Raw genomic sequence first — 18,043 nt, 5'->3', positions numbered from 1 at the left:
AGGCAATTATGATACGTTATTTAATTGCATTCCTCCTGTTTACCGTCCTTGGCCAAAGCGCGGTTGCTCAGGGTAGCTGGGTTACCATGGTGACCCCAGGTACAACATATTCATACACGCTTGATGGCGCATACAACGATGAAGCATGGTGGTCGGTATCGGGCGGGTACATCGTGGGTGGACAAGGTACCAAGACCGTGAGCATCATTTGGACCGTTGTTGACGCCGATTGCAGCCCCGGTTATCTTACAGCATCAGATGGCAATGGCAATGATGCAGAAACCGAAATTGCGATCATGGCGGTTACACCCGGCCAGGCATATCCAACTTTTCAGTATATAAAGGCAGGACAAACGCCCGCCACTCTTGAGTGTTCGCCTGCCACCAACCATGGCGGAAGCGATTATGAGAATATTGGTTACGAATGGGAGTATTCATACGATTATGAAAACTGGTATCCTGCAGGTGGTTCAGGCACCAGTTTCTCGCCTGGCCCTGTTTCCCAAAAGACTTATTACAGGGTTCATTTAATTTCAACGTGTTATTTTTTGTATACGAACACCGTAGTAGTTGATGTACAGCCGCTATTACCAACACCGCAGAACTTAACTGCTAACCTGGTTACTGCAAGGCAAATAAATCTGCAATGGACTGACAATAATGTAGCGGAAACTCAGTACCAGGTATTCAGATCAACCGGAAATAATGTGAGTTATTTATTGCTGGCCACATTACCGGCCAATACTACCGGTTATGTTGATAATGCAGTGGTTGGCAACACTACCTATTATTACAAAATAAAGGCTGTTTCGCCCGATAATATGTCGCTTTTGTCAAATGAAGCATTTGCCACAACAGGGAATGCTGCGCCTGTTATCAATGGGCTTACTGATCTCTCCATGCCAGTGAACTCCACGCTTTCTATACCAGTGACCGCTTCGGATATAGACAACGGCGTGCTGACACTCTCCATTTCCGGTGAGCCCAATCAAACTACGTTTACTGATAATGGAAATGGAACGGGTGTTATTTTTATTAGTCAGGCGGCATCTGCTAATGCGGGTACCTACCCAATTATTGTAACGGTTACCGATCAGCATGGCGGTAGTGCCCAGCGAACTTTTAACCTGGTTATTTCAGCAATTGTTCCGCCTTCAATAGCTAATATTCCGGATGTATCCCTGCAGGAAAATGATCAAAAGACCATTGATATGTTTGCTGCCGGCAATGGCACATTACCTATTACCAATTGGTCTTTCCCATCAGGTTTGCCATCCTTTGTCCAGTACGTATCTGTTAATAACAACCAGGGGCAATTAATTGCAAAACCCGGTTCGGGTACTGTAGGGGTATATAATATATCGGTAAGGGTAGAAGATGCAGCTGGCAGCTTTGCTGTAGAAACGTTTACAATAACCATTATTCCGGAGCTTTTAAAAGCAGGTAATATTTTCTACTTTCCCGACCAGCGATTACTAATGGGCGAACTCCCAAGGGGCGGGTCCTGTAATGGCTTATATAAGTACCAGTGGCAACAAACTGATAACCCGGCTAACCCATACCAGGATGTTGAGAATGCAATTGGTAATAGTCTGATACCGGATGTATCGGGCACGCAATATTTCAGGTTGAAAGTTACCTGCGGTATTGAAACCGCCTATAGTAATGTAGTGACTGTTTCTCCCGGCACTGTAATATCAGATAATAACTTTATCAGGACCTACGAATATTTTAAGCCGGGCATTACTTACCAGGACATGCGTAATCATAGCCTGCGCGAAGGGAAGGAAACAACCCAGTATATTGATAAGCTGGGAAGACCCTCTCAAACGGTGGTTCAAAAAGGATCATTAGTAACCGGCGCATCCAATTCGCCGGTTGACCTGGTAAGCCCGGTGGAATATGATGCCATGAGCCATGAATCTGTAATCAACCTGCCATTTGCTGCAAACACGGCTGGCGGTAATACCTCATTGAACGATGGTGCTTTCAAAGCCAATGTAAACCCACAGCAACAGTTTTTTTACAGTGATAATAATACTGGAAGTCCGGTATTTGGTCAGGGTGAAACTGTTTATAAAGGCAAGATCAATTATGAAGCCTCACCGTTGGAAAGGGTTGAGAAAATAATGCCAGCTGGAAATAACTGGGCCGGCAACAATAAGGGTACTGAAAATAAGTACTGGTACAATACAACTGTGGATGCAGTAAGAGCATGGAAAATAGATGATCCTTTACCCGGTGACCTTTATGGCGCTATCAGTACCAGTGCTGCCTATGACCCGGGACAGCTGGTGAAAGATGTATTGGTCAATGAAGAAGGGAAGCAAATCATTGAATTTACTGATAAAGAGGGGCACCTTGTTCTTAAAAAGGTACAGTTAACCGCCTCAAATGACGATGGGGCCACTGGCAGCGATCATACCGGTTGGTTATGCACCTATTATATATATGACGACCTTGGCATGTTACGCGCCGTAGTTCAGCCCAAAGGTGTTGAGTTATTGATTGCGGGTGGCTGGAATTTTTCAACTAATGCAGATGTTCAAACTGAACAGTGCTTCAGGTATGAATATGATGACCGCAAGCGAATGATCATAAAAAAATTACCGGGTGCAGAGCCGGTACAAATGGTATATGATGCAGGAGATCGTTTGGTAATGCTGCAGGATGGCAATATGCGAAAACCTAATTCAATGCAATGGCTGGTTACCCAATACGATGGTTTAAACCGGGGCACATCAATATACATGATAACTGATCCTGTCAATAATGCAGACTATCATCGCGGTCAGGCAAAAGGAAGTTTGTCGTATCCTAATGTGGCTGCTTATACAAATGAACTTTTAACTGAAAAGCACTATGATAATTATAATGGCCTTAGTGGCTTTAACACTACCCAGCTTAATGCTAGTGGATATGGTAGTTACCTGGATGCAGGGCCTTCGGAATTTCCTGAGCCTTTGCAGGTAAGCGAAAACGTGATTGGGAAGGTTGCCTGGACGCGGACAAAAGTACTGGGCCAGTCGGGGTACATTACTTCCTGTAATTTGTATGATGAGAAAGGAAGGGTGATACAGGTGCAAACGGTAAATCATACCGGGCAAATGGATGTTGTCACCTACCAATATAACTTTTCGGGTGAGGTGTTAAGAAGTCACCTGAAAACCAGGATCGGTTCAAACCAGCAAACCCATGAGATCGGCACTAAGAATAATTATGATGATCTGCGAAGATTGACATCTATTGAGAAAAAATTCAATGGTTCAGATTGGAAGCCGATCCTAGAAATGAAATACAATGCGGTAGGTCAGGTAATAAGCAGAACGTTTTCACCAGACTTTAATAACAATGCCGGGCTTCAGACAATTGACTATGATTATAATATAAGAGGTTGGTTATTGGGTGCTAACCGCCAGTATTTAACCGTTGAAGGACAGACAAGCGATGGAAAATTATTTGGTTTTGAACTGGGGTACGACAAAGTGGCCAACAAATCGGGGGATGCATTTAATAAGACTTATTTAAATGGCGATATAGCCGGTGTTTTATGGAAAAGTGATGGAGATGATATCCGCCGTAAGTATGATTTTACCTATGATGCTGCCAGCCGCCTGTTAAAAGGTGATTTCATACAACAAAATGATGATGACCACCTGTGGAATAAGCTCAAGGTAAATTACGATATAAAGCTGGGTGATGGCGATCATCCAGATCAGGCATATGATGCCAATGGAAATATTAAGCGCTTGCAGCAATGGGGATATAAGATCTCTGGCAGCGAGCAAATTGATGATCTGATATACAATTACTATAAAGGTGACAACAGTAATAAACTGGCAACAGTATCGGACGCGGCGCAGGGAGGTACTTCACCAACAACTGCAGGTGCCGGTTTGGGCGATTTTGCCGATAGAAATGGCAATGGCAATGATTATGGATACGATGCCAATGGCAATATGGTCACGGATAAAAACAAACGCATAGATAGTGGTGTAACACCTACTGATAATACAGATGGCGCAATTGTATATAATTACCTTAACCTGCCGCAACAGGTTGCAGTGAAGGATGCCAATGGTAATTCGAAAGGAACCATCAGTTACATATATGATGCCGGAGGTAATAAACTGCAGAAGATCGTAACAGAGCCAAATGTTTCTGTAGAGTATAATAAGCAGCAGTATAATACAACCGTAACAACAACTACAACTTATCTGAATGGGTTTGTGTATGAAAGTAAGGACTATGATAATCCAGCCCTGGTAACCGAGGAATATTCAGACAAACTGCTGTATATCAGTCATGAGGAAGGCCGCATACGATATGTGGCTGCGGTAAGTGGAACGCCAGCCCATTTTGAGTACGATTATTTTGTGAAGGACTACCTGGGCAATATTCGCATGGTGCTTACCGAAGAAGAAACTACCCGCCATTATATGGCCACTATGGAAATGGGTGCGAATAATAAGATCCGTGATGATGAAAAAGCATTATTCAGCAATATTGATGCTTCTTCCTGTAGCGTAGGGATTGCGCAATATCCGATAGATCCCAATAATCCCAACGCCAACCAGTTTGTTGCCAGGTTAAATGGAAGCGGTCAGAAAATTGGACCGGGTATTGTATTAAAGGTGATGGCCGGTGATAAAGTAGATGTTGGAGTTAAATATTTATACCGGAGTAATGGAAGTGGAAATACCACCAGCAGCGCCGTGAATGATATCTTTTCATCACTGGCTGGCGGTGTATCGTCAGCGGCTGGTGGAGCAAAAGGTCCACTTGCCACGTTAAGCAATCCGGCTGTGAGCCCGTTACTGGGTATAGTAAATATGTTCAGGCAAACCAATAATCCGGATGTTCCCAATAAACCCAAAGCATATTTGAACTGGATCCTGTTGGATGAGCAATTCAATTATGTGAAGACTTACCCTCAAAGTTATGCGCTGCCTGTTGAAGACCCAGACCAGGTGCTTCCCCTTTTAAAAAATGATATTCCCATAACCAAAAATGGATACCTTTATGTTTATGTAAGTAATGAAACTCAGTTCTGGGATGTATATTTTGACGACCTGTTTGTAAAGCATTATACCGGCCCGCTGGCAGAGGAAACACACTATCAGCCATTTGGTCTTACAATGGCTGGTATTTCGGCAAAAGCATTTAAACCCAATTATGTCGAGAACAAGCTGAAGTTCGGCGATAAAGAGCACCAGTCCGGCGAGTTTAAAGATGGATCGGGTTTAGAAGCGTATGACTTTGGGGCCAGGATGTACGATCCTCAAGTTGGCAGATGGCATACTATCGATCCAAAGTCTGATGCCATGAGGCGGCACTCGCCCTATAATTATGCATTTGATAATCCATTAAGATTTATTGATCCTGACGGAATGTCGCCAACCGATGACATTTATACAAGAAATGGAAAAGTTTATGCAAGGGTTAGAAATAAGGATACATATGACCGGGTGATGGAGATCAAGGCAGGCGATATAACTGTTATTCCCGGGGCAGATGGGGTAGATGCATGGACTAATACGCCTGATTTCCAAACCACCGATCCCAAAATTGTACCACATCAAAAATATAATGATAAATTTGTTGCTGTAATTAAAAAGCCTGAAGCTAAAGCATCTGTAACCAAGAAAAGCCAGGAAAGCGAGCCTTCCTCCTCTGTACTTCCTGAGGCGACAGCCAAAACCAACGATATCATTGGGGTTGGAGCCGATATAGTTGATAACGGTGCAGCTGGCGGCGCAAAAGCCCTGGTTAATATTGCCAAGAAATCAACAGATGGAGCAGTAAAAGGGGGGGCAGTGGCAACAGCAAAGGCTTTAAGAGGATTGTCATTAGGTGCTAAAATACTTGGAACAGCCTCAGGTGCGCTGGATGCCGGTGTGGCAGGAACGGATTTTGTAAATGCTTTAACCAATCCCAATGCGAGTCCGCAGGAAGTAAAAGCTGCTTATGTGAAAGTTCTGGTTAAGACAACAATATTCGCAATTGGCTTTTCAAATCCAATTACAGGAGTGGCATTAGGTGTTTTAGATGCATTTGGCGCAACAGATTGGGTGGCAGATAAAATAAGTAAGTGGTAAAAATGTTTTAATATGAGCAGAGAACTAATAATGTTTATTGCATATAAAACTACAGAAGATCTTGCTGGTACTAAACGTGGCAGATTTAATCATTTTGGAAGAGCAAAAGTCTTAATAACATTTGCAGTTGCAATAAATGTTGTAGAAATTGTATTAGTTGCAAATTCCCTTTTTTTTAAAGAAAGGCTAGACTTCACAGACGGCAAATTTTTCTTGCTTTATTTATTGCCACTATTAGTTTACTTTCTGGTCAATGTTATTTTTAAAAAGAACACATTGGCCAAATCAATAAAATCGTATAAAGATTCGAAAGTTGCAGAAGTTGGAAGAGCTATTGGCCTTTCGTATTTATTCCTGAATTTTGCAATAGTTATTTTTTTAATTTATATAATGAGATTTTATGAATAGTGTTCCTACTTGTGATTTGTGATTTCGTACTTCCTTGTTACTTCCTAAACATAGAAGAACAGAAGTAGGAGGTAAGAGGTACAAGTACGAAGTCTAAGGTACCCTAAAGCCGGGCGCTTTTGAAATTAGCAAGCTTCTTGCTTCGCAAACATAGAAAGGGGCTGTCAAAATTAGGAGACAGCCCCTTTAATTTATAAAGGACGGATCAAATCACTCCACCAGTTTCGTTACACTTTCATGCAATTCCAATGTGTCAATAGTAGCGGTAGCCTGAAACAATTCCACCACCACCTGTTTACGTGCGGATGTCCACCGGCCAAGCGTAACATTATAAACACCTCCCATCATACTAAACAAACCGGCATCGGTAGCTGCAGTCGGGTGCGCTTCATTTACAGGATAAGGCATACTGTTGGTATTCCCATTGGAACGGTAATGCAAATAAGGCACAACCACAGGTTTATAGGTAACCGGATCTATACTTACCGAATACATAGAGTACCAGTCGTTATTACAGATCCTGTAACCCAGTGTGGGGGTTTTGTTAGCGTCATACACAGCGGCGCCGCCGCCTGTAGCCACAAACAGCACATCTTCAGGCACCGAAGTTTCAGTAACGGTAGTTCCTTTAAAGATGGCTACCCCACAGGTATTTCCGCTATTGGGCCAGGGGCCCGAGGTGCTGAACGCACTTGCGCGAACAAGTCCGCCATCCCCTTTATTGGGATTTGTACCGCTGGTGGTAAACGTTTTTTGATAATAGTTTGTGGTAGCCGGAAAGGAATGAGCGCCTGCCGAACCATTGATCTTTTTGCCCTGGAAGCCAAAATAAAAGAACTTTCCTTTTTGTACGCCGCCTGTTGTGATATCCCACTTAATAGTGCGTTGCCCGCCGGTAGCCCAGCCCGCATCGAGCGGTGTGTTGGAACTGGCAGTGCCTGCGTTGCCACAGAATACGATGCTGTACGGTGTAACGGTAAAGTCTATATCTTTAGTTGCCATCATTTGTACGTATTCATAACCGCCGTCGCCGCCTTTGGGGTCGCTTTGGATGCCGGTTATAAGCAGGTCCTGTGCAGATGATCCCATATTAACTATATCATCTTCATTTCTTGTTCTGAATTGTATCGATCCCTCGGGAGTACCGAAAGGGATGCCTACATAGGCCCCCAGTGCGTTAGGCGTTTTTTGCGCATAGCTTACAGCGGGGTCGGTATACATTACCAGGTCACCGAAACCATCATTGATCTTTTTGGTACCGCTGATCACTTCGCCCGGTTGCGGCGCAGGATTTAAACTGCTTTTATTGAAAAGGCAAAGCGTGCTTTCATAGTTTTCAGGTTTGGCCTGCAACTGAGCAATTGTTATGGCGTTGATAGCAACCGCACCTTTACCCCTGGAGGTAAAATTCGATTCAGTAAGGCCGGTGATCAATAAAATGCCATTTTTGCGCGTTAATGTACCGCCGGTGATATCTATCAGCAGGGAGTCGCCGGTATGATATTTGGCCGCAGCAGCGCCCAATTCAATGGAAATTCCTCTTACCAAACCCAGTCGGCGGTTATCCTGAACCACCAGCAGGCCTTCAGGAAGATTTTTTTCCGTATGGTCCGATATAACTACCACGGCCAGTTTGGAAGCACCATACAAATTGTCTTTTGAAAGCACCACATCCTGGTCTTTATAAAGCGGGCGCACATCCAGAATAGCCCCTACGTCGTTAGGCTCACCTCCCGGATAATTCTTGTATGTTTTGGTGCAACTGTTTGATACCGCAGCTATGCTTATTATTAATAAAAGATTTACTAAATATTTCATCTTCATGATTTTTTTTGTTGAAACACTTAAGGCCGTTGCCACCATACATTCGTAAATATTTCATCGGGGCCCTGTGCCGCTACCGCAGCCTTATAGTTTACAGGGTTGGCAGCCTGTACATATACAGGATATACCAGGCGTGCAGGCATTACGCCGTTGTTTTCCAGTCCCGGCCCTTTGGGTAGAACAGGGTGCCCGGTGCGCCTGTATTCAAACCACTGTTGCAGGTCGGTCATAAACAGTGAATAGTATTTTTGCAGGTGGATCATTTCCATTTTCTGGTCTAATGGGTAGCTATCATCCCAAATTTCACCGGCAGCGTCAAGATTGAGCAAATGCTCGGTAAACGCTGCAGAAGGTATGGTTTCAGGAAAGTTGGGCACCCAGTAGTTGATGGCAGCTGCAATACCCTGGTGATACAAGGTTTTTGTATCGCCGCTGATCCATCCCTTTGCACTTGCTTCAGCGAGTATAAACAGTACTTCGGCATACTGCATAATGATACCGGTGTTGGGATTTTGCTGAAGCGACCATACACCGCCGGTGCTGGCGTTATCATAGCTTTGAAAATAACAACCTTTTACATCGCCGGTGCCAGGCTGGTACCCGCTTTTTACGCCATACCATCCGCCACCGCTGGCCTGCGCAATACCGAAGCGGCCAATGCTGCCCTTTCCATACGGGGTTGATGAAACATAACGTGGGTCGCTCCACGCAACCAGATTGTCTAAAAAGAAACTGCAAAGCGATGGGCTACGGAAATCCTGCGCACGCACCCCGTTCAAATAAGGCGAGGTGTAGGGATCGGTAGTACTGGTACCGCCGCTCCAAAGTATCCTGGCGCAGTCGGCATTGTTTTGAAAGATCGGGTATTGGCCGGGGTTCTCTACTATCTGTTTTATTTTTGCAATACATTGCTGTTGCATTTCTGCTTTACCCGATACGCGCAGTAACAGGCGCAGGTATAATGAATTGGCAAATTTTCTCCACTTGCCAATATCCCCTTTGTATAACGGATCGCTTGTTGCTGCTATCGTATCGCCTGTGGCAAGCAGGGTATTGGCTGCTTCCAGCTGGTTGAACATATCGAGGTAAATGTCTTTCTGCCTGTCAAAAGCCGGTACAACATTTTGCTGATCGCCCATCAGTGCCTGTGAGTAGGGTATATCGCCGTAAATGTCTGTGAGGTTGGAGAACAACCATACTTTGCATGTTTTACCAATACCCTGGTAGGAAGCATTGGTAATTTTTTCTGAACGCGCCAGGCTGTCTACCTGTTTGAAATTGGTCAGTTGCACATACCAGGCATTCCATAAATAGTCTGACCAGTTAGCCCGGAATGCATATCTGAAAACGGTATTATCGCCATCGCTTTGCGATACGGTAACCTGCATCAGTTCGTTGTTAAAGCTCCTGTTCCGGCTCATGCCCGGCCAAATGGCGTTTATCAGGGCGGGAGCCAGCAACTTGTCAGGAGTGGTGCTGATAATGTTGATAGGGTCTGTGTTCAGCTCTTCAAAACCCTTTTTGCATGAATAGAATGCCGGCGCCGCCATCAAAACCATACATGCTATATATATATTCTTTCTCATCCCTGTATTCTTTTTTTGATTGATCAGTTTTACGCAATAATTATAACCCCACGGTTAAAGTAAAGCCCATTGTGCGGGTAGAAGGAAATTGACCCGTTTCAAAACCTCTTACGATGTCTGACCCTGCCAGTGTACCGAACTCAGGATCGAATATTGGCCAGGGTGACCAGATGAACAGGTCGCGCCCGTATACACCAACGCTGGCTGTGTTCAACCCTATCTTTTTAAGCAATTTTGGTTTAAAGGCATAAGACAACGACACTTCGCGGAATTTTAAAAAGTCGGTGCTGAATGTGCTGCCTTCTGCATTGTAGCTGCCAATGCTGTATTGATAATATTGATCGATATCGGTTGCCACCACATCGTTTTTGCGGAAAGACCCGTCGGGGTTCTGTATTACGCCGTTGCCGATAATTCCGTTGTACCTGCCCGGTAGCGTGCTTTTCAATTTGCCCTGTTCTGCCAGTTTGTAATGGCTAAGTGAATAAGCTACTGCTCCCACCTGCGCATCGAACAGCAGGTTTAAACTGAAATTCTTATAGCGGAAATTGTTGCCAAGGCTGAACCTGTATTTTGGCACCGTGTTCCCAAGGTAAATGATATTATCCGTGATCTCGGGGAAACCGGTTGCAGGGTCGAAGATCACCTGTCCGTCGGGACTGCGCTGGTAACCCAGGCCATACAGATCGCCCATGCTGCCGCCTACCGATGCCACTATCTGGCCGCTGGCTATATTGCCGGCCCGCAGCAATACCGAACTATCGGGCATAGACATGATCTTGTTCCTGTTGAAAGAAAACGTTCCATAAAGGCTCCAGTTAAATCCTTTTGCGTTGGCAATGGGTTTGGCATTAAGCTGTATTTCCAAACCATTGTTCCTTACTCTTCCCGCATTGATGATGGCAGAACTGTAACCCGAAGAAGCGTCTACCGTTCTTGTGAAGATCTGGTTCCTTGTATTACCAAAATACACTGCCACGTCAACGCCTAACCTGCCGTTCAAAAACTGCACTTCGGTACCCAACTCGAATGTGGAAGTAGTAAGCGATTTTAAGTTGACGTTAGGCAAAAGGGTTGGACTAACCAGGGCGCTGTCGGGGTAAATACCACCGCTTGCCAGGGAGTACGTATAGGCTGTTCTGTACGGCGTGGTGCTGCCGCTGCCTACCTGGGCAAACGATGCCCTTAGCTTTGTATAGTTAATGAAAGCAGGCAGCTTTGTCACTTCCGACAAAATGAAACTGGTGTTGATGGAAGGATAGAAAAATCCTACATTATCCGTTCTTTTAGGAGTGGCCAGTACGCTGTTCCAGTCCTGCCGGCCGGTAATTTCTGCATACAGATAATTTTTGTAACTGAAGTTTGCGATGCCGTAAATACTGTTGATCTGGTAGGCGCTTTTGTCGGGGTAATAGGTTAATCCATACAAGCTGTTGTCAAGACTGTAGATCTGCGGATAGGGTGAGCCGTCTTTTAAAGAGTCGGGATATTTTAATCCATCGGCCCTGATATCCGTTTTTTTGTATTCATTTTTCAACTGGCTGCCACCAATGGTGAAACCCAGTTTTATGTCTTTATTAATGTTCTTATTGTACCTGGCCATGAAATCGTAGCTTTTTTCGTGGCTATAGATGTTCTGTTTTCTTACAGAACCATAGATGAGCCGGGTGCCCGCATCGTAGGGCCGGTCCTGCTCACGTTTATCGTTCATCCAGTCGAGGTTGCCGCGCACCATTAAACTTAACTCATCGGTAAGCTGGTAGTTCAGGGTTACGTTGCCGGTTACGTTGTTTCTTCTTGTTTTGTTTAAAAATTCATTGACGATCGCAAACGGGTTCTCGGGGAAAGAAGAGAAGGGGTAACGGATCTGTTTATACATGCTGTCGTATACGCTGCCTTCTCCACCTGCCCAATAGTTCCTGAGCCAGTTGTAATCGGCGTTGGGCTGCCAGAAAATATACCAGTACATCAATGACTGGTTTCCATAACCGGCGGCTGGCAGGTTATCGCTGCTTCTGAAACCGTAGTTTATTTTGGTAGCGATTTTCAGTTTTTTGGTGATCTCCGTATTGGTGGTCAATCCGGCGTTCCTGCGCGTGAAACCGGTGTTGGGTACGATCCATTTGTTCTTTTCAGTACCCATGTTTACCCTGATGCCTGTATTGCCCCACCTGGTATCTAAACTAAGGCTATGCCTGAGGTCGGTTCCTTTATCCCAGAAGTCGTTGATGTTGTCGTAGGCCCGCCACGGAGTGCGCTCTGTTCCCACTGTCTGCCGCACCGGATCGTATTGAAAGAACATTTGTCCATCGAACTTAGGTCCATAAGCCGAACTGGTACCGCTGGTGCTGGCGCCATCCTCGCTTGCGCCGAAAGAGTAGTGCAACGCTCCGCCCAGGCCCTGGCCGTATTCATATTGCAGGTCGGGGTACCTGTTTACCTCTTCCATGTTTCCGTTTATCGTATAACGAACATTGAGCCTGCCTTTCTTTTTCTGGGCTGCGGCTTTGGTGGTGATAATGATGGCGCCGTTTGCCGCCCGCTGGCCATACAGTGCAGCTGCGGCGGGCCCTTTCAGTACAGATACGCTTTCTATATCCTGCGGGTTGATATCATTTAAAGAGCTGCCATAGTCGGCCGGCAGGTTGTCTGAGTTGGTGGCATACACGCGGTCGCTGCCATTGGCAGAACGTTTGCCGCTGCTGTTGCTGATAACCACACCATCTACTATTATAAGGGCTTCATTGTCGCCGGTAAGATTGTTTTCGCCGCGGAGAATGATCTTGCTGGAGGCGGCAGGGCCCGAGCCCGAACGAACGAGGTTAAGACCCGCTACCTTTCCGGAAAGCGCGTCGGTCCAGTTCAAACTCGTTGCCTGGGTAAGCTGCGTACTGTCTACTTTCGTAAGCGCATAACCCAACGACCTTTCCGATTTTTTGATACCCAATGCGGTCACTACCACATTCTGCATCTGCTGGTCGTCTTTCTGCAGCACCAGGCTTAACGAGGTTTGCGCTGCGGCAGTGAATTTTTTTCTCAACGGCTGAAACCCAACCGCTGTGATCTCAATAGTTCCTTCAGCTATTGCCGGAAGGTTTTTGCTGAAGCGGCCATTTTCATCGGCTATGGCTACCGCATTTTTTTGTCCATCCTGTTTAATAATGACAGTAGCGCCCGGTACGGGATTTCCGCTTTCGGTAACAGTACCTTTCAATACCATGCCCGGCGCTTTTTTAGGCGTGTTACTTATTTTGATCACCCAACTGCTTCCACTTGCAGTGGCAACAAAGTCACCGGGAGCCAGTACTTTATTCAATAGCTCACCTACCGTACCCGCTTCATAAGAAGCCGAAGGTACTTTAACAGCAGACAGCTCATCATTGGCATAAGCGAGCTGCACTTTAAATACACGGCCAAAATCTTCTGCGATCGTGGCCAGGTTACCAGCCGGGTGCCGGTAGTGCAATGGAGCCGTTTGCGCATGCACTTGCATTACGCCTGTCATCAGCAGTAGTAATAGCGCAGTGAGTGTTTTAGTTAGTTTTGCGTATTCCATATATTTCATTACGTTATGAGCAATACAATATCAGTCCGCTTTTCAGCAGGTCAAAAAAATGAACTTCGATAAGGATTACTTAGTGGATATTAAAGCCAGTCAATGTATTTAGTACCGATAAATTTTCTTTCAGGGAAAGGTTCATGTCCCAGGTCAGTGTCACTTTGGTCTTTTTATTGATTTCACCATGCAACAACTTTACCTGGTAATAGGTTTCAATGCGATTGAGCAGTTCTTCCAGCCTGATGTTCTTCAACCTGATCTGTCGTTGTAACCACCAGTCTGCCGAACCCGGGTCAATGTTTTGAACCGTACCGGTAACAGCCCCATCAGTGCATGTCTGCTGGCCTGCGGTGAACAGCAGGTTACCGCCGGTATTTTTCAGGGTTACCCTGCCTTCCTTTACGGTCAGTTGCAGATCAACCGCATCGAGTTTACGAATGGTAAAGGCCGTTCCTACAACAGTTACCCGTTGCTGGTTTACTTCAATAGTGAACGGGTGTTGTGCATCTTTGGTTACATCGAAAAAAGCCGTTCCTCTTGATAAAACAGTGCTGCGGTTGTTTTTGAAACCGGTATGCACTTTTACTTCCGACCAGGGCGCCAGCCAAACAACAGAACCATCTTCAAGTATGATCTTCTTTGAGCTGTCGGTACTGGCCAGTTCCTGCCATGCGTTCGCTTGTACGGGCGATCCATTGCCTGGCATTTTAATGAAAAATGCCACCAGTATGGCAGCAGCAGCGCTTAGGCCAATAAAAAAGAGCTTCCTTTTTTGTCTCCGCCGGTTGTCGATCCGGTCATTGATGCTGTTCAGCAGGATCTGCTTTTTCCGCATTCCCATGCCTTCGGGCGACTGCCATGCCTGCAACCATTGCTCATCAGGTTGTTTGTCATTTTTATCATTATTGTGCCTTGATTTACGGGGCATGCAGAAACAGCTTTAGGTAATAGACGGTGGTTAAATGAAACTGGTACTAGAGTGAATGTAGAAAAAGGCGGGAGTTAACAATTTGGTCATATTGGGTCAATGGTCAATAGCGCGCGACCTTTAGATAAGCCCGGAAATCGGCATCCTTTCACGGTTGCCGACGGGGGCCGCGCTGAGGTTTGCCGTTTCACGTCAAAAGAAGATCTGCACCTGCCGTAACATCTTTACGATCCGCTGGCCGGCGGTATGCAACTGGTTCTTTACAGTTTGCTCGCTGAGCTGTAATTCAGATGCGATCTCTTTTACCGATAATTGTTCTTCGTTCTTCATGGAGTAGATGCGCCGCATTTGTCCCGGCAGTTTATTGGTGGCGGTCCGCCAGATATGATATGCCTGTTTGTATTGGTACTGCTCATCGGGCAGGGGCCTTCCTTCAGTGCGCTCGGGCATTTCTTCTGGAAGCGTATACCTTTTGCGTTTGGAAGCCCGCTGGTGATCGCTGATGCAATGCTGCACGATGGTATATAGGTAATTGCGGAAAGAAGTATGGATTACGATAGACTGACGTTTGTTCCACAGGCGTATGAAAACTTCCTGCAAAACATCGTCTGCCTCTTCCGACCCATTCAGCCGTACGCGTATATACGTATGGATTGGATCGGCAAAGCGGTTAAAAATCTCATCGAAAGCAATACGGTCCCCTTGTTTCAACTGCAGCAATAATTCGCCGTCTTCGGGAACAATTGGCTGTACATTCATATGGCGCAAACTTAGCATCCAAATGTAATAACATAAAGTAAGTTGTTTTACTAAATGTTTAAGTTTTTTTAACCTGTTTTGAGGCTTTTTGCTTACGCAATCGTTTGCATTATTTCGTTTAACCATACGTTGGCCGCATAATCACGCAAAAGCGAAAGAAAAAGACCGTTTCCGAAACCGGAAACGGTCTTTTTCGAATGCGTTCGAAATGGTTACTGTTTTACCAGCTTTAAACATGTTTCAATATTTTGTTTGTTCACTTTAATGATGTAAATGCCCCTGGGGCAATGCCTGCAGGTAGTCAGACTGCCAACTTAAAAAGGTAAAACCGCATAATACCCATTTACACCAGGTATGGCAGGTTATTTTGACCATCCCTGTCAGGTGCCTAATAAATTTTTTAGCTTCCTGTGATATTTCCGATGCTGTTGCGAATAATAATAAAAGCCTTTTCCCGGCAACTTTTTCCATGTTATCAGAACAACCAGCCATATTTCTTTCATTGATTGAAACAAACAAGGGTATCATTTATAAGGTTGCCAATGCTTACTGTATGCATTCAGAAGACAGAAAGGACCTTATACAGGAGATCATTGTACAGTTATGGAGATCGTTCGACCAGTATAATGATAAATATAAATATACAACCTGGATGTACCGCATAGCCCTGAATGTAGCCATCTCCTTCTACCGCAGGGAAAACCGCCGTAAACAGCTTACCAATCCTTTGCCCGATAACATCTTTGACCTGGCAGATGAAAACAACGGCGGTGAAACCGGCAAACAGATCAGCTACCTGAACCAGTTTATCGGAGAACTGAAAGAACTCGACAAGGCGTTGGTGTTGTTGTACCTGGAAGAAAAAAGCCAACAGGAGATCGCCGAAATAACAGGCATTTCTGAAACCAATGTATCTACGCGCATTGGGCGCATTAAAAAAATACTGAAACAAAAATTTGCATCATTAAACGCTTAATAAAATGGAAGACAACGAAATCATCAGTCTATGGAGAACATACGGGCAACGGCTCGAAGAAAGCCTGCAGCTTAACCGCAGAAATGCAGAAGAGATCACCCGGTTGAAAGTGAAGTCATTTCTTTCGTCAATGAAACCAATAAAGCTGTTTACTATAGCGGTGGGCATCATCTGGGTTGGGCTCATCGATATCCTGATCATCAAACTCTTTCCAATAGCCAACTGGTTCTTTATCATTTCAGCAGGCATACAGGTATTGCTTACCAAACTGGCTATTGTGATCTACCTGTACCAACTCATTCTTATTCATGAGGCTGATATCAGCGAGCCTGTTCTCGAAACACAGCACAAACTGGCCAGCCTGCGATCGACAACCATCTGGGTAACCCGCATCCTGTTTCTGCAATTACCGGTATGGACAACCTTTTACTGGAACAGGTCGATGCTGCTAAATGGCAATTGGGTGCTGTATCTGATACAGGCGGCGGTCACATTGTCGTTCATCTTCGCTGCCATCTGGCTTTTCCGTAACATCAGATACGAGAATAAAGACAAAAAATGGTTCCGTCTTATTTTTAACGGCAGTGAATGGGACCCTGTAATAAAATCGATTGAACTACTGAACGAGTTGAAAGCGCTCCGCGTCGAAAATAAATAACGAAAAGGTGAGCCGGTGTCAATGAAGTTTGCATGACGGCTCACCTTTTTATTGATATATAAGAAGCGCACCGCTTTGAGAAGGTGTATTTCCTACTGTATTAGAACGCGAACTCATTAACCTCTGCAACCGCTTTAGGTAAAGCGCTTTCACTGAATTGCGGAATGGAAGTACCTTCTACCCTGAATGCGGTAATATCGTTCATGCCGATAAAACCCAGGGATTTCCGCAGGAATGGTTCAGTAAAATCGTACGACTGCATAGGCCCTTCAGAATAAATACCGCCGGAGGCAATGGCCAGGTAAACCTTTTTGTCGGTGACCAACCCTTTTGGCGTTCCGTCTGCATAACTAAATGTAATTCCCGCACGCGCAATATGATCGACCCATGCCTTTAGAACGGAAGGAACACCGAAGTTGTATAAAGGAACGCCGATCACAATGATATCGGCAGACATCAATTCTTTAACCGCATCATCTGAATTCCTGATGGCTTCCTTGTGTTCTTCGGTACGCAGATCGGCAGGTGTAAAAAACGCTGCGATCTGGTGGCCCTGCAGGTGGGGCAGGGGATCGGTAGCCAGGTCGCGGGTTTGCACCCTGCTGCCGGGGTAAACTGTTAACAATTTGTCAATGATAGCTCCAGACAGCTTATTGCTGAACGACATATCACCTTTTGCACTTGACACTATATTCAGTATCTTTTTCATTGTAGATGAATTTAAGTTTTTGCTCATGTAGTAATCGCTTTTTGTTTTCATCACAAAGCTACCTACCTTTGCTATACATAAGTAAGTACTATACGCTTGTATAGCTCTATACCGCGGTATAGTACTATACAGGAGTATAGCAGCAGTAAAAAAACATGCAACATGGCAAAAAAGGAAGAAAGGGAACATCATAAATGCCTCGGCCTGATACTTCCCGTATCGGACGCCATAAACACCCTCAGCGGTAAATGGAAATTGCCGATAATTATCTCACTTCAGTTTGGCAATAAACGGTTCAGTGAAATTGCCAAGGACATTCCCAAGATCACCGATCGTATGCTCTCGAAAGAGTTGCGCGATCTGGAAATGAACAAACTCATCAAAAGAACGGTGTACGATACCGTTCCGGTAGTGGTTGAATATTCACTTACCGAATATGGTGAGTCGCTCGATGATATTATCAATGAACTGTACAAATGGGGCACCCGGCACCGGAAAAAGATCATGTCGAAAGATTAGGCATTTCGAACGGCTATAA

12 protein-coding genes are annotated in these 18,043 nt (G+C 45.1%); 5 read left to right on the top strand and 7 right to left on the bottom strand.

The annotated features are described in order from the left end of the window. The first annotated feature begins 8 nt into the window (after positions 1 to 8). Positions 9 to 6,098, top strand: a complete 6,090-nt coding sequence (locus A4R26_RS35475; RefSeq protein WP_081168492.1) for a DUF6443 domain-containing protein — start codon at positions 9 to 11, stop codon at positions 6,096 to 6,098. 12 nt (positions 6,099 to 6,110) lie between these two features. After that, the gene (locus A4R26_RS21850) at positions 6,111 to 6,506 is read left to right on the top strand and encodes a hypothetical protein (protein ID WP_081168490.1); all 396 of its coding nucleotides are present in this window, start codon (positions 6,111 to 6,113) and stop codon (positions 6,504 to 6,506) included. A gap of 210 nt (positions 6,507 to 6,716) precedes the next feature. Here the strand turns inward: A4R26_RS21850 and A4R26_RS21845 are convergent, their stop codons facing one another. The 6 genes from A4R26_RS21845 to A4R26_RS35095 all read right to left on the bottom strand — a co-directional run bounded on the left by A4R26_RS21845 (position 6,717) and on the right by A4R26_RS35095 (position 15,690). Beyond that, positions 6,717 to 8,324: a DUF5689 domain-containing protein gene (locus A4R26_RS21845; protein WP_165760373.1), complete on the bottom strand. Its 1,608-nt coding sequence runs from the start codon at positions 8,322 to 8,324 to the stop codon at positions 6,717 to 6,719. A 26-nt stretch (positions 8,325 to 8,350) separates the two neighbouring features. After that, positions 8,351 to 9,916: a SusD/RagB family nutrient-binding outer membrane lipoprotein gene (locus A4R26_RS21840; RefSeq protein WP_081168489.1), complete on the bottom strand. Its 1,566-nt coding sequence runs from the start codon at positions 9,914 to 9,916 to the stop codon at positions 8,351 to 8,353. A gap of 40 nt (positions 9,917 to 9,956) precedes the next feature. Further along, positions 9,957 to 13,472 carry a SusC/RagA family TonB-linked outer membrane protein gene (locus A4R26_RS21835; protein WP_242674986.1) on the bottom strand — a complete coding sequence of 1,172 codons (3,516 nt, stop codon included), beginning with the start codon at positions 13,470 to 13,472 and terminating at the stop codon, positions 9,957 to 9,959. 79 nt (positions 13,473 to 13,551) lie between these two features. After that, the gene (locus A4R26_RS21830) at positions 13,552 to 14,403 is read right to left on the bottom strand and encodes a FecR family protein (protein ID WP_081168485.1); all 852 of its coding nucleotides are present in this window, start codon (positions 14,401 to 14,403) and stop codon (positions 13,552 to 13,554) included. Positions 14,404 to 14,595: 192 nt separating this feature from the next. Then, positions 14,596 to 15,162, bottom strand: a complete 567-nt coding sequence (locus tag A4R26_RS21825) for an RNA polymerase sigma factor (RefSeq protein WP_165760372.1) — start codon at positions 15,160 to 15,162, stop codon at positions 14,596 to 14,598. A 261-nt stretch (positions 15,163 to 15,423) separates the two neighbouring features. Then, a complete protein-coding gene (locus A4R26_RS35095) occupies positions 15,424 to 15,690 on the bottom strand; it encodes a hypothetical protein (RefSeq protein ID WP_165760364.1) in 267 nt (88 codons plus the stop codon). 25 nt (positions 15,691 to 15,715) lie between these two features. On the opposite strand from A4R26_RS35095, the gene A4R26_RS21815 reads away from it, so the two are divergent. Then, positions 15,716 to 16,138 carry an RNA polymerase sigma factor gene (locus A4R26_RS21815; RefSeq protein ID WP_242674985.1) on the top strand — a complete coding sequence of 141 codons (423 nt, stop codon included), beginning with the start codon at positions 15,716 to 15,718 and terminating at the stop codon, positions 16,136 to 16,138. Between the two features lie 4 nt (positions 16,139 to 16,142). Continuing rightward, on the top strand, positions 16,143 to 16,796 hold the full coding sequence (locus A4R26_RS21810; protein ID WP_081168477.1) for a hypothetical protein: 654 nt from the start codon (positions 16,143 to 16,145) through the stop codon (positions 16,794 to 16,796). A 100-nt stretch (positions 16,797 to 16,896) separates the two neighbouring features. Here A4R26_RS21810 and A4R26_RS21805 read toward each other — a convergent pair whose 3' ends face one another. Next, entirely contained in the window at positions 16,897 to 17,505 is a 609-nt protein-coding gene (locus A4R26_RS21805; protein WP_081168475.1) for an FMN-dependent NADH-azoreductase, read from the bottom strand. A gap of 162 nt (positions 17,506 to 17,667) precedes the next feature. Here A4R26_RS21805 and A4R26_RS21800 point away from each other — a divergent pair, with 162 nt between their 5' ends. Beyond that, positions 17,668 to 18,024 (top strand): winged helix-turn-helix transcriptional regulator, encoded by a 357-nt coding sequence (locus A4R26_RS21800; protein ID WP_081168474.1) that lies wholly within the window; start codon positions 17,668 to 17,670, stop codon positions 18,022 to 18,024. Positions 18,025 to 18,043: the final 19 nt, after the last annotated feature.

The organism is Niastella populi (assembly GCF_002078015.1).
Taxonomy (GTDB): Bacteria; Bacteroidota; Bacteroidia; order Chitinophagales; family Chitinophagaceae; genus Niastella; species Niastella populi.
The sequence above is the reverse complement of the archived record's forward strand: the minus strand, read 5'-3'. Positions and strand labels throughout refer to the sequence as shown.

Excerpts from the sequence above, each read along its gene's own strand:
- A4R26_RS21810 (WP_081168477.1), top strand. The coding sequence starts at position 16,143 with ATGGAAGACAACGAAATCATCAGTCTATGGAGAACATACGGGCAACGG.
- A4R26_RS35095 (WP_165760364.1), bottom strand. The coding sequence starts at position 15,690 with ATGATACCCTTGTTTGTTTCAATCAATGAAAGAAATATGGCTGGTTGT.
- A4R26_RS21850 (WP_081168490.1), top strand. The coding sequence starts at position 6,111 with ATGAGCAGAGAACTAATAATGTTTATTGCATATAAAACTACAGAAGAT.
- A4R26_RS21830 (WP_081168485.1), bottom strand. The coding sequence starts at position 14,403 with ATGCCCCGTAAATCAAGGCACAATAATGATAAAAATGACAAACAACCT.
- A4R26_RS21845 (WP_165760373.1), bottom strand. The coding sequence starts at position 8,324 with ATGAAATATTTAGTAAATCTTTTATTAATAATAAGCATAGCTGCGGTA.
- A4R26_RS35475 (WP_081168492.1), top strand. The coding sequence starts at position 9 with ATGATACGTTATTTAATTGCATTCCTCCTGTTTACCGTCCTTGGCCAA.
- A4R26_RS21815 (WP_242674985.1), top strand. The coding sequence starts at position 15,716 with ATGCATTCAGAAGACAGAAAGGACCTTATACAGGAGATCATTGTACAG.
- A4R26_RS21800 (WP_081168474.1), top strand. The coding sequence starts at position 17,668 with ATGGCAAAAAAGGAAGAAAGGGAACATCATAAATGCCTCGGCCTGATA.
- A4R26_RS21835 (WP_242674986.1), bottom strand. The coding sequence starts at position 13,472 with ATGGAATACGCAAAACTAACTAAAACACTCACTGCGCTATTACTACTG.
- A4R26_RS21805 (WP_081168475.1), bottom strand. The coding sequence starts at position 17,505 with ATGAAAAAGATACTGAATATAGTGTCAAGTGCAAAAGGTGATATGTCG.
- A4R26_RS21840 (WP_081168489.1), bottom strand. The coding sequence starts at position 9,916 with ATGAGAAAGAATATATATATAGCATGTATGGTTTTGATGGCGGCGCCG.
- A4R26_RS21825 (WP_165760372.1), bottom strand. The coding sequence starts at position 15,162 with ATGAATGTACAGCCAATTGTTCCCGAAGACGGCGAATTATTGCTGCAG.